This window comes from Streptomyces sp. 378 (genome assembly GCF_030124145.1).
Taxonomy (GTDB): Bacteria; Actinomycetota; Actinomycetes; order Streptomycetales; family Streptomycetaceae; genus Streptomyces.
The window spans coordinates 210,165-222,601 of record NZ_JASKMS010000010.1 but is presented as its reverse complement, the minus strand read 5'-3'; the positions used below and the strand labels follow the sequence as shown (position 1 = coordinate 222,601).

The 12,437-nt window shown below is 72.7% G+C and carries 9 protein-coding genes; 7 read left to right on the top strand and 2 right to left on the bottom strand.

The window, feature by feature from the left end; translation table 11 throughout:
* The first annotated feature begins 155 nt into the window (after positions 1–155).
* Positions 156–1,634 (top strand): non-reducing end alpha-L-arabinofuranosidase family hydrolase, encoded by a 1,479-nt coding sequence (locus tag QNO09_RS16740; protein WP_283970975.1) that lies wholly within the window; start codon positions 156–158, stop codon positions 1,632–1,634.
* 134 nt (positions 1,635–1,768) lie between these two features.
* Here QNO09_RS16740 and QNO09_RS16735 read toward each other — a convergent pair whose 3' ends face one another.
* Positions 1,769–3,139: a DEAD/DEAH box helicase gene (locus QNO09_RS16735; RefSeq protein WP_283971017.1), complete on the bottom strand. Its 1,371-nt coding sequence runs from the start codon at positions 3,137–3,139 to the stop codon at positions 1,769–1,771.
* Positions 3,140–3,604: 465 nt separating this feature from the next.
* Here QNO09_RS16735 and QNO09_RS16730 point away from each other — a divergent pair, with 465 nt between their 5' ends.
* The 3 genes from QNO09_RS16730 (at position 3,605) to QNO09_RS16720 (ending at position 9,274) form a co-directional block, all read left to right on the top strand.
* Positions 3,605–4,702, top strand: coding sequence for a carboxylate-amine ligase (locus QNO09_RS16730; RefSeq protein WP_283970974.1), 1,098 nt, complete (start codon positions 3,605–3,607; stop codon positions 4,700–4,702).
* Positions 4,703–5,222: 520 nt separating this feature from the next.
* A complete protein-coding gene (locus QNO09_RS16725) occupies positions 5,223–7,007 on the top strand; it encodes an N-acetylglutaminylglutamine amidotransferase (RefSeq protein WP_283970973.1) in 1,785 nt (594 codons plus the stop codon).
* A complete protein-coding gene (locus tag QNO09_RS16720) occupies positions 7,004–9,274 on the top strand; it encodes a S9 family peptidase (RefSeq protein ID WP_502962306.1) in 2,271 nt (756 codons plus the stop codon). Before QNO09_RS16725 ends, QNO09_RS16720 begins: the two co-directional genes overlap by 4 nt.
* A gap of 71 nt (positions 9,275–9,345) precedes the next feature.
* Here the strand turns inward: QNO09_RS16720 and QNO09_RS16715 are convergent, their stop codons facing one another.
* Positions 9,346–9,879: a hypothetical protein gene (locus tag QNO09_RS16715; protein WP_283970971.1), complete on the bottom strand. Its 534-nt coding sequence runs from the start codon at positions 9,877–9,879 to the stop codon at positions 9,346–9,348.
* A 92-nt stretch (positions 9,880–9,971) separates the two neighbouring features.
* On the opposite strand from QNO09_RS16715, the gene QNO09_RS16710 reads away from it, so the two are divergent.
* The 3 genes from QNO09_RS16710 (at position 9,972) to QNO09_RS16695 (ending at position 12,335) form a co-directional block, all read left to right on the top strand.
* Positions 9,972–10,463, top strand: a complete 492-nt coding sequence (locus tag QNO09_RS16710) for a DUF2243 domain-containing protein (protein ID WP_283970970.1) — start codon at positions 9,972–9,974, stop codon at positions 10,461–10,463.
* Between the two features lie 217 nt (positions 10,464–10,680).
* Positions 10,681–10,896, top strand: coding sequence for a hypothetical protein (locus tag QNO09_RS16705; protein ID WP_283970969.1), 216 nt, complete (start codon positions 10,681–10,683; stop codon positions 10,894–10,896).
* Between the two features lie 350 nt (positions 10,897–11,246).
* Positions 11,247–12,335: an AI-2E family transporter gene (locus QNO09_RS16695; protein ID WP_283970968.1), complete on the top strand. Its 1,089-nt coding sequence runs from the start codon at positions 11,247–11,249 to the stop codon at positions 12,333–12,335.
* The last annotated feature ends 102 nt before the right edge of the window (positions 12,336–12,437 follow it).

The following is a 12,437-nucleotide window of genomic DNA, read 5'->3' as shown; positions in this document are numbered from 1 at the left end:
TGACAGGCCTTGACCGGCGGGCCCGGCATTCCTACCTTGTGGCGTCTGAGTATTCGGGAATTCATCGAAAGTTTCGAGATTTCCATGTCCCCGGCAGCTCCGCTCCGCGGTTCATCGGGTCACCTCACCCCACCCCCCAAAGGAGGCCCTCTCCGATGTGGTTCAGCCCTCCGTCCCCGGTCCGTCTGAAACGCTTACTCGCCGTCCTTGCGCCCTTGCTGCTCGTGGCCACCTTCCTCGGCGCCCAGCCCGCCGGCGCGGCGACCGTGGACCCCAACGCCTCGTATGTGCTGGTCAACCGCAACAGCGGCAAGGCCCTGGATGTCTACAACATGGCGACCGGCGACGGCGCCCGCATCACCCAGTGGGCCAGGAACGATCAGGCCCAGCAGCAGTGGCAGTTCGTCGATTCCGGGGGCGGCTACTTCCGCATCAAGTCCCGCCACTCGGGCAAGGTGCTGGACGTCTACAACTGGTCCACGGCGAACGGCGGCTCGATCGTCCAGTGGGCAGACCTCGACAGCACCAACCAGCAGTGGCGGCTGGCCGACAGCTCGGACGGCTACGTGAGACTCATCTCGCGCCACAGCAACAAGGCCCTCGAAGTGCAGGGCGCCTCCACCGCCGACAACGCGAACATCGTCCAGTACGACGACTGGGGCGGTGCCAACCAGCAGTGGCAGCTCGTCAAGGTCGGCGGCGACAACCCCGGCACGTGCGATCTTCCGTCGACGTACCGCTGGACATCGACGGGCGCACTGGCGCAGCCCAAGGCCGGGTGGGCCTCGCTCAAGGACTTCACCGTCGCCCCCTACAACGGCAAGCATCTCGTCTATGCGACGACGCACGGCGCCGCGGGAACGGGTGTGGGCTGGGGTTCGATGAACTTCGGCCTGTTCAGCAACTGGCCGGAGATGGCCTCGGCCAGCCAGAACACGATGTCGAACTCTGTCGTGGCGCCCACGCTCTTCTACTTCGCGCCGAAGAACATCTGGGTGCTCGCCTACCAGTGGGGCGGTGGGAGCGCCTTCTCCTACCGGACGTCGAGCGACCCCACCAACCCCAATGGCTGGTCAGCACAGAAGGTGCTCTTCTCCGGAAGCATCTCCGGCTCCAGAACAGGGCCCATCGACCAGACGCTCATCGCTGACGGCCAGAACATGTACCTGTTCTTCGCCGGTGACAACGGCAAGATCTACCGGGCCAGCATGCCGATCGGGAACTTCCCGAGCAGTTTCGGCTCGAACTACACAACGATCATGAGCGATACGACGAACAACCTGTTCGAAGCCCCGCAGGTCTACAAGCTCCAGGGCCAGAACCGCTACCTCATGATCGTCGAGGCGATCGGCTCGCAGGGCCGCTACTTCCGCTCGTTCACGGCCACCAGCCTGAACGGCTCATGGACACCCCAGGCCGCGACCGAGAGCAACCCCTTCGCCGGCAAGGCCAACAGCGGCGCCACCTGGACCAACGACATCAGCCATGGCGAACTGATCCGCACCAGCGCCGACCAGACCTTCACCGTCGATCCCTGCAACCTCCAGTTCCTCTATCAGGGACGCAACCCCAACTCCGGCGGCGAGTACGGCCACTGGCCCTACCGGCCGGGGCTGCTGACACTGCGGCGCTGACGGCGTGACATGGTCCGGTTCCGTAGGGGCCGGACCGCGTTGCAGGCTCCGTAGGGAGCCGGCGTGGCGGGGCTCGGCGGAAGGCCGAGCCCCGCTCGCCGAAGTCGGTCGGCGGCAGGTCCGCGAAGCCCGGCTCAGCCGCCGCGCCGCACCCGGGCCGCCTTGCGGGCCTCCGCGAGCTTGCGGGCCTCGCTGCTCTTGCGCGACGGCCTGCCGCCGGAGCCGCTCTTCGGGTCCTTGGCGCTGCCCAGGCCGCGGAACGGGGCGTTGTGGTTCTTGGGGCGGGATGCGGCCGGCCCGCCGTCGAGAGGCTCTCCCGAGGGGGCCCTGGCGCCGGTGATGCGGCTCAACTCCGCCTCGCCGGAGCGCACTTTGGTGACCTTGGGAGCAACACCGGCGTCCGTCATGACCTGGCTCGTCTCGCGGCGCTGTCCCGACAGGGCGAGGGTGACGACGGTGCCGGAGCGGCCGGCCCGAGCCGTGCGGCCCGCGCGGTGAAGGTAGTCCTTGGGGTCGGTGGCCGGGTCGACGTTGACCACGAGATCGAGGTCGTCGACGTGCAGGCCGCGTGCGGCGACGTTCGTCGCCACCAGCGAGGTGACCTGCCCGTTCCTGAACTGGGCGAGGGTGCGGGTGCGCTGCGGCTGGGACTTGCCGCTGTGCAGGGCTGCGGCGGCCACACCGTTGGCCCGCAGATGCCGTGTGAGCTGGTCGACGCCGTGCTTGGAGTCCAGGAACAGCAGGACGCGGCCGTCACGGGCGGCGATCTCCGTGGTCACCGCGTATCGGTCCGGGCCGTGCACGACGAAGACGTGGTGCTCGATCGCGGACCCGGCGCTCGACGAGGGGTCGACGGAGTGGACGGCCGGATCACGCAGGTAGCGCTGCACGAGCTCGTCGACGTCGCGGTCGAGGGTGGCGGAGAACAGCATCCGCTGCCCGTCCGGACGCACCTGGTCCAGGATCTCGGTGACCTGCGGCAGGAACCCCAGGTCGCACATCTGGTCGGCCTCGTCCAGGACCGTGATGCGCACCCGGCCCAGTCGGCAGTCCCTGCGCTCGATGAGGTCGTGCAGCCGGCCGGGCGTGGCGATGACGATCTCGGCACCGTCCCGCAGCGCGGCGGCCTGCCGTCCGATGGACACACCGCCCACCACGGTCGTGAGCCGCAGCCGCAGTGCCTCGGCGTACGGGGTGAGCGCCTCACCGACCTGCTGCGCCAGCTCCCGGGTGGGCACCAGCACGAGCGCCAGCGGCTCTTTGGGCTGCGCGCGCCGCCCTGCCGTCCGGACGAGCATCCCCAGACCGAAGGCGAGCGTCTTGCCGGACCCGGTACGGCCCCGGCCCAGGACGTCCCGTCCCGCGAGCGCGTTCGGCAGCGCCGCCGCCTGGATGGGGAAGGGCACCGTCACACCGTGCTCGTCGAGCGCCCGCAGAACCGCGGCCGGCAGCCCCAGCCGCGCGAAGGACGTCACCGCGGGCAGCCCCGAAGCGGCGTCTGCCACCTCGGCCGCATCGTCCTGCCGCCGGACGTCGACACGTGCTGATTCACTGCTCACAGAAAGCCTTCCTCGGAAGAGACCGTACCGAGGAGGGCGCGGCCGGGACCCGGTCACCAGCCAGGGGCACCGGACGGAGCACCCGACGATGCAAACAGCCGAGGCTAGCACGGGGCTCGCCGTCCCGCGCCCGTCCGCTCCGGCGGGTCCGCGCCCCTTGCCGCTGCGTCCGCACCAGAGCCCGGATCTCGACATCTCCTACGTGTCGCCCGCACGCCCCCGGGTGCAGAACCCGGCCTCGGCTTCGCGCCATCGGCGCCGTACCTCCTCAACCGTGAGGGGTTTGTGATGAAGCGGTTGCGGCACTCGGTGTCAGCCCCAGGGCGGGCGCCTCGCCGAGGCGATCCGCACCGCGTCGGGCGTCGGAGGATCGCGAGCCGTGCGCGGCCGCGAGGAAGCAGAGGGCGGTCGATGACGACGGTCGGCGTGGAAGAGGAGTACCTGCTGGTCGACACCATATCGGGGTTCCCGGCACCACAGGCGGAGAAGGTCTGTATGGCGGCCGGCCAGGCCCGGTGCGTGGGCGAGCAGGAGGTGCAGTCCGAACTGCTTCAGGCGCAGGTCGAGGTGGTGACGCCGGTGTGCGACACACTCGACGAGGTCGGTGGGCACCTGCTGCGCCTTCGGCACGCGGTCGGGGCGGCGGCCGAGGAGCACGGGTGCCGGATGTCGGCCTGTGCGACGCCACCGCTGCGCGACGGGCGCCCCGTGGCGGTCACCGACCGCGCCCGCTACCGGGCCATGGTCGCGCAGGCACCGCAGCTCGTGGCAGAACAACTGGTCAACGGCATGCACGTGCACGTCGGCGTGCCCAGCCGGGAGGCGGGTGTCGAGATCCTGAACCGTGTCCGGCTGTGGCTGCCGGTCCTCACGGCGATGTCGGCGAACTCTCCGCTGTGGGACGGTCACGACACCGGGTTCGCGAGCTGGCGCACAATGATCTTCAATCGGTGGCCGGTGGCCGGTGTGCCTCCGGTCTTCCGCGACGCCGCGGACTACGAGCGGCGGATCCAGCACCTGGTGGAGAGCGGCCTGATCTCGGACACCGGCCAGGTGTACTGGCAGGCGCGACTTTCCGAGCGGTACCCCACGATCGAGGTGCGCTGCATGGACGTCCAGCTGCGCGCGGACGAGGCGGTCATGTGCGCCGGCGTCGTCCGTGCCCTGGTGTCGACCGCCCTCGCGGAAGCGACCGCCGACCGGGCGCCCGCCGCGGACTGCGCGCCCGAACTGCTGCACGCCTGCATGTGGCACGCGGCCCGGCACGGTCTCGGCGACACCTTGATCGACCCGAGCGACGGCGAACGACGTGCCGGGGACGTGCTGTGCCGGCTCCTGCGGCATGTGGCTCCCGCGCTCGACGCGGCCGGTGACACCCGGCAGGTCACGGCCCTGGTCCACCGGCTGCTGCGCCACGGCACCGGCGCCGACCGGCAGCGTGCCGCACTGTCGGAAGGCGGTCTCCCCGCGGTCATGCACCTGATCGTCGACGAGAGCACCACCCCCTGACCGCTCGGCACGGTGCCCGGACGGCGCCCTGACCGGGCGAGTCGTCGCCGACGCGCGTGCGCACTCCTGAGGCCGGTGGTGCGAACAGTGAGCGTCCGGCTTATCCGCTCATGGTTGGGGAACCCAGAAGACGGCACAGAGCACCGCGACAGTCCGGTGCCGGGACGGGCCTCGGGGGCAGCGCCCGGCATCCCTGGGAGTGACCGTGAGCATGGGCACGCACAGGGGAGAGGGGTTCGCGGAGCGTGCCTCCGGCCCGGTCCGGGGATGTCCGGCCCCATCGGCCACCGAGGTACCGGTGCACATCACGCCGGGGCCGCCGTGCCGCGCCGCCGGTGCGCCCGGCAAGGGGCGCCGCCTTCGCCCGCCGCGCAGCGGTACGACTCGGTTCCCGTCCTGAGCAGAAGAGCAGAAAGGGTTTCGTCATGCCTCGCAGAACCGTCCCGGTCCTCGCCGGAGGGGGCGCGTCGGTGCACCGGCCGCGCGTGACCGCCGGTCAACGGAAGGGAGGCGGGATGTCATGTGCGGGCTGAGCGGGGAGATCCGCTTCGACGGCGGCCCGGCCGATCTGACGGCCGTCGAGCGCATGAGCGGCCCGCTCGCCGCCCGTGGGCCCGACGGGGAGGGAACCTGGACACGGGGCGCGGTCGCCCTGGGGCACCGGCGGTTGAAGATCATCGACCTGTCGGACCAGGGGGCCCAGCCGATGACCGACGCCCGCGGGCAGGTCACCGGTGTCTTCAACGGCTGTGTGTACAACTATCCGCAACTGCGCGAGGAACTGCGCGGCCTCGGGTACCGCTTCACGTCCACCTCGGACACCGAGGTGGTGCTCAACGCCTACCTGGAGTGGGGAACGGCCTGCGTCGAGCACTTCCACGGCATGTTCGCCTTCGCCGTCGTCGAGCACCGGACCGGCCGGGTCGTCCTGGCTCGCGACCGGCTCGGGATCAAACCCCTGTACCTGGCGCGGACGCCGGGCCGACTGCGGTTCGCGTCGACACTGCCCGCCCTCGTCGCCGCCGGGGACGTGGACACCTCACTCGACCCGGTGGCCCTGCACCACTACCTGAGCTGGCACGCGACGGTCCCGGCGCCGCACACCATCCTCAACGGCGTGCGCAAGCTCCCTCCGGCCACCGTGCGGGTCGTCGAGCCGGACGGCACCCACCGCGACCTCCGCTACTGGCAGCCCTCCTACAGGCGTCGGCCCGAGCACGCCGGCATGGGCCCGGACGAGTGGCGTGACGCCGTGCTCGAAGCGCTGCGCACGGCGGTGCGCCGCCGCATGGTGTCCGACGTACCGGTGGGTGTCCTGCTCTCCGGCGGCCTGGACTCCAGCCTCATCGTCGGGCTGCTCGCCGACGAGGGCCAGCACGACCTGAGGACGTTCAGCGTCGGGTTCGAGTCGGAGGGCGGGCAGCAGGGTGACGAGTTCCGGTTCTCGGACCTGGTGGCACGCGAGTTCGGCACCGACCACCGTCGGCTGATGGTTCCCTCCGACCGGGTGTCCACGGCGCTGGACGGTGCGATCGCGGCCATGAGCGAACCGATGATCAGCCACGACGTGGTCGCCTTCCATCTGCTGTCCGAGCAGGTGTCCCAAGAGGTCAAGGTCGTCCAGAGCGGGCAGGGCGCCGACGAGGTCTTCGCCGGTTACCACTGGTATCCGGAACTGGCCGGGGTAGCGCGCGAGGACGAACCCGAGCAGTACGCGGCGACCTACTTCGACCGGCCGCACGCCGACCTCGCCGGCATGCTCCGTCCGGACCTGCTGACCGGGGACGACGTCTCCGGCCGCTTCGTGCGCGAGCACATGGCGGTCCCCGGGGCCGAGACCGCGCTGGACGCGGCCCTGCGACTGGACACGCACGTGATGCTGGTCGACGACCCCGTCAAGCGGGTCGACAACATGACCATGGCCTGGGGCCTGGAGGCCCGGGTGCCGTTCCTCGACCACGAACTGGTGGAGCTGGCGGCGGCCTGCCCGCCGGAACCCAAACTGGCCGACGGCGGCAAGGGCGTGCTGAAGGAGGCGGGCCGCAAGCTCCTCCCCCTGGAGGTCGTCGACCGTCCCAAGGGCTACTTCCCGGTTCCGGCCATCACGCATATGGCGGGCCCGGTGCTGGAACGAGTACGGGAGGCGCTCGAGGCACCCGAGGCGAAACGGCGCGGCCTGTTCCAGGAGCCGTACGTGGCCCGGCTGCTCGCGGCGCCCGACGAGCACCGGACCAAGCGGGGTGCGAACGCCCTGTGGCAGATCGCTTTGCTGGAGATATGGCTGCAGACCCACGGGATCACATGACCGACGGCGAGGGCGTGCGGACGGCGTACGATCCGACGTCCCCGCTCGCGCGCTCCGGGCGGCCCGGTCCCCCGCCCGGGCCGCCCCCGGACACCCGGGCGGGGGACCTGTCCGTCGCCGCCCGGGAGGCCGCCCCCGCTCCGGTACTGCTGCCGGACGCGGGGGGCCCGCAGGACGCGGTCACGCGGCTGCGCGCGCACGGCTGCTGGTACCCCTCCGCCGACGCCGACGGCACCGAGACGGCCTTCATCTGCGACCGGGGCGGCGTCCCCCAGCTCTGGGCCGGTCCCGTCGGCGGCGAGGAGGTGCGTCTGCTCGACTCCTCGCCCGACCCCGTCAAAGAGGTCTCCTGGTCACCGGACGGACGCTGGATCGCGTACACCACCGCGCCGGGCGGCGGTGAGCACTCACGGGTGCTGTGCGTCCGGCCCGACGGCACCGGCCGCCGCATCCTGGCGGGGGCCGATCCGGCCAGTTCCGCCTATCTGGGGTGCTGGGCGCACGACGGCTCGGCCGTCGCCGTCACCGTCGCGGCCCCGTCGGCCACCGCGTCCCCGGGGTTCGCGGGCCTGGCCCTGTCCGGCCACGGCTCGCCGGACGGCCTGCTCGCCGGGGCCCGCCCGGCGGCCGGCCGGCCGGACCGGGACGGAGGTGTGCGGCTCCTGGGCGCGGCCGTGTACGACGGGGCTGCCGTGTACGACGGGGCTCCCGGGGCCGACGCCGCCTCGTCGGCGCACGAAAGCGCCCCGGCGGCGGCGGAAGGGTCACCGGCGGGCCTCTCGGCGGGGACTCCGGCGGCCCGGCCCGACGGGGGCCTGTCGGTCTACCTGATCGACCCCGACGGCCTGGCGTCCCCCGTGCTGCTGACCACCGAGACGCACGCCGCCTCCCTGCGGGCGTGTGACCTCAGCCACGACGGCGCACTCGTGCTGCTGCGCCGGGGGCCGCGCGGACGGCGGGAGGCGGTCGTGCGGCGCACCGCCGACTCGGTGGCCACCTTCGCGATGCCGGTGGCCGACGGCGACCCGTGGATCGGCCGGTTCTCACCCGAGGGCCGGACGCTGTGGCTGCGCAGCAACGCCGACCGCGAGTACGCGGCTCTCCTCGAAGTCGCTCTGGACGCCGACGGAGGGCCGCGCGGGGTGTCCGTCGTGGCGGAACGCGAGGGCAGCGACCTGGAACTCCTGTCCCTGGCGCACGACGGCCGCACGGCCGCACTGGCGTGGAACGCGCAGGGCGCGAGCCAGCTGGAACTCGTCGAGACCTTCCCGACCGGGCGGACGGCGGACAGCACGGGCCCGGCCAGGCCCCTCGCCCTGCCCCACGAGGTCGTCACGCGCGTGAGTGCCGCCGGTGCCGGGCGGCTGCTGCTCGCCCTGTCCGGGTCGCAGCGCCGGCCGGGCGTCTGGTGGGCCCACGAAGGCGTGTCCCTGCTCCGCACCCCCTGGTCGGCCCGGGACGCGGACGCCGTTCCGCCGGGCCACCCACCGGTACGTCCCGTCCCCCTGCGGCTGACGGCGCGGGACGGACTGCCCCTGAGCGGCTGGTACTACAGGGCGCCGGGACGTTCCCCGGGCGAACCGGCACCCTGCGTGATCCACCTGCACGGTGGCCCGGAGGAGCAGGAACGTCCGGTGTTCAACCCGCTCTACCACGAGCTGGCCGGAAGGGGCCTGGACGTCTTCGCCCCCGACGTGCGCGGATCGTCGGGGCACGGCCGGTCGTTCGTCGACGCGGACCTCGGCGCGGGCCGCTTCGCCGCGCTGGACGACGTCGCGGACTGCGCGGCCCACGCGGTCATGGCGGGCCCCGCCGATCCGACGCGGCTGGCGGTCATGGGCCGTTCGTACGGCGGCTATCTGACCTTCGCCTCGCTCGTGTGGCACCCGGACCTCTTCCGTACCGGCGTCGCGGTGTGCGGCATGTCGGACTTCCTCAGCTTCTTCGCCGGCACGGAACCCTGGATCGCGGAATCGGCGACGCACAAGTACGGCCACCCGGAGCGCGATGGCGAACTGCTGCGTGCCCTGTCGCCGATGAACCGCGTCGACGCGCTGCGCGCCCCGCTGCTCGCCGTCCACGGTGAACACGACACCAATGTGCCGCCCGGGGAGTCGCAGCAGTTCGTACGGGCCGCGCGCGAGCGGGGCGTCCACGCCGAACTCCTGACCCTGCGCGACGAGGGGCACGACTTCCTGCGTGCGGACAACCGGCGGCTGTTCCGCCGTGCCGCCGCGGACTGGCTGGCGCGGCACCTCCACGGGTGAGCCGCGTCCGGGGCGGAACCACGACCGGTGACACGGGCCCGGGACGCCGCACCTCGTGTCGTCGCCCGGGCTCACCTGCCGTGCGCGTGCCTGCGGGGAAGCGGTCCGACACCGGTGTGGCGGCCCGGGCGCGCGGCGGCGTGGCGCTGTCCGGGCCCGGGGCCGTTGCGAGCCGCCAGGGCGTCGGCGACCGCGCCGGTGACGAACGCGTAGACGGTCTTGTGCAGGACGTCCACGACGAGTTCCCCGCGGGGCCAGGTGGGCGGCGGGGCGCCCACCCCGGTGGCGTTCTCCAGGATCTGGTCGTTGGTGAGGCGGACCACGGTGAACTGGGCGGAGGCGAACGGCCCGCGCAGACCCGACTGGGCCATGACCGACCGCAGCACGCCGAGCAGGGCGGCCTGGCCGAAGTGCATGGCCCAGTTGACCGGCAGCGGCTGGGCGCCGGGGCGTTCGGGCAGGCCGGTGAGCCGTTGGAGGACCCGGGCCGGCACATGGGAGTCGGGCCGTCCGGTGACGGCCTGCTCGATCTTCTCACCGAGGGTCATCACGACACCTCCGGCGGTACCGGCGACCAGCCCCTGCCACAGTGCGCGCTTGAGCATGTCGGGGCGGGTACCCGGTGGCACCGTCAGGTCACCTCCGCGTCCGCGACGACGGGCGGCGGGGGCCCGCACCACGGCAGGAGGCGATGCCCATGACGAGAGCGGCCCGGCCGACCACCTCCCCGGGCGTCGGGCCCGAACCCGGGAGGTCGATGGCCGTCTGCGCGCTGATCGGGGCGGCCGTGATGGCGGCGGTCGACGAGATCGTCTTCCACCAGCTCCTCGGCTGGCACCACTTCTACGACCGTTCCACCACCCGCGTGGGCCTGCTGTCCGACGGGCTGCTGCACAGTGCCGAGCTGCTGGCCCTGGTCGCCGGTTTCTTCCTCTACGCCGACCTGCGCCGCCGCCGTTCCCTGGTCCGGTCCTCCGCGTGGGCGGGCCTGTTCCTGGGCCTGGGCCTGTTCCAGTTGTTCGACGGGATCGTCGACCACAAACTGCTGCGTTTGCACCAGATCCGCTACGGGGTGGATGTCACGCCGTACGACTGGGCCTGGAACATCGCCGGTCTGCTCCTGCTGCTCGTCGGCGTGGTCATCGCCGTGCGTGCGGGCCGTCGCGACCGAGGCGGAGGCGGCTTCTAGGGGTGGTCGGGCAGAGACCGGCCTCCGCCTGCGCCGCGCGCTGCCGAGGAGATCGCCGCTGCGGCCCAGGCCTGCCGCCGCGCACCGCCGCACAGCGGGCGGCACGAGCGAGCGGTGGGCCGGCGCGGTGTCCCTCGGCTGCGCCGAGCGGCGGGCGCCGGGGCGTTCGGCCATGCTGGGCCAGGTGGCACCCCCTCCACACGACAAGGAGCCCTGTATGCCCACGGACCAGGTCGGACGATTCCTGGCAGCCCTGGACCCGCAGCACCGCGATGACGTCGGCTCCCGGCCGCGCGAGGAGCAGGAACGCCTCGCGGGTGCCTGGGAGCGGGAGCTGGAGGCGGACGACGAGCTCGACACCCTCGACGAGCTGTCACCGCCGGCGGCGGAGGCCGAGGCGGCGCGCCGCGTCCTGGAGCGCGAGACCGACTGAAGCGAACCCCCGCGGACCGCCCCGCCCGCCCCCGTAGGCGCAACACGGTGGGACGTCGAGCGCCCCGGCATCCAGACCCTGGTCGCCACCGTCAAGAACGAGATCTCCAACGGCCCGGCGCTCCTCTCCCACGACGCCGGAGGAGACCGCCCGCAGAACGAGGCCGCCCTGCCGTCTCCCCGGGCGCCAGGCGGAGCCGGTGGGACGCCGGCGGTCGGCGGGACGAGACCGGTCCGGACGATCCCGGCAGGGCCGGATCCGGCGCCCGTCCGGCCGGGCCCGTAGCCGCCTTCGGGGGAATCGCGGGCCGGCTCGGCGGGCCGGCGGCCGGGAGGTGGTACGGGCATGAGATGTCCACGCCCCCCGATCCACCCGCCTCGGCCCTGCCACGCCTGAACGACGCCGAGGCGCGCGTGCCGGGCGTGCTGCGGACCGCGGCCGCGTACGCGTGGCGGCTCATCGCGGTCGGCATCGTCGTCCGGGTCGCCTTCTCCCTGCTCGGGCAGTTCCACCGGGTCGCCGTCGCCGTCTTCCTCGGTCTCGTCATCACCGCGGTGCTGCGTCCCGTGGCCGGTCTCCTCGCCCGGTACATGCCCCGGCCGCTCGCGGTCGCCGCCGCGCTCATCGGTGGCCTCGTCCTCGTTCTCGGGGCACTGGCTCTGGTGGGTGAGACCGTGGCGGACCAGCGGACCGGACTGGAGAAGGAGTTCGTGGCGGGGATCGACCGGATCGAGCGGCGGCTGGAGGAACCGCCCTTCCGGCTCCCCGCGGACGCGTTCGACGACCTCCAGTCGCGGATCGGCAAGCTCCTGTCGGACCACCGCTCCACCCTCATCAGCACGGCGCTCAGCGGTGCCAGCCGGCTGGTCGAGGTGCTGACCGTGCTCGCGCTGGCCCTGTTCTGCGCGGTCTTCTTCACACACTCCGGCGACAAGCAGTGGCAGTGGCTGTGCGACCAGCTCCCCGGCCGGGCCCGGCAGCGGTTCGCGGTCGCGGCCGGGGCCGCCTGGCGGACCTTCACCGGTTACACGCACGGCATCCTGCTGGTGGCGGCGACCAACGCGGTCCTGGTGGGCGTCGCGCTGTTCGCCCTCGGGGTGCCGCTCGCGGTGCCGTTGGCCCTTCTCGACTTCCTGGCCGCGTTCATCCCCTTGATCGGCTCACCCATCGCTCTTGCGATCGCCGCGGTCGTCGCGCTGGCGTCGAAGGGGCCGCTCATCGCCCTCGCGGTGGTGGCCCTGATCGTGGTCATCGGCCAGATCGAGGGCCACCTCCTGCACCCCATCGTGATGAGCTGGGCCGTGCGCCTGCACCCGGTGGTGGTCGCCCTGTCGGTGGTCGGCGGGGCGGTCGCGGCGGGGGTGATCGGCGCGGTGGTGGCCGTACCGCTGGTGGCCGTGGTGTGGTCCGTGCACCAGGCGCTGCGGGGAGGGGGTTGAGCCGGCACCCCCTCCCTTCGGATCCGAGGGCCCGCCGTGGGCGCGCCCCGCCCCGCTGACGCGAGCCGGGTGGTGCCCATCCTCCGGTTCGCATCGCGCCCG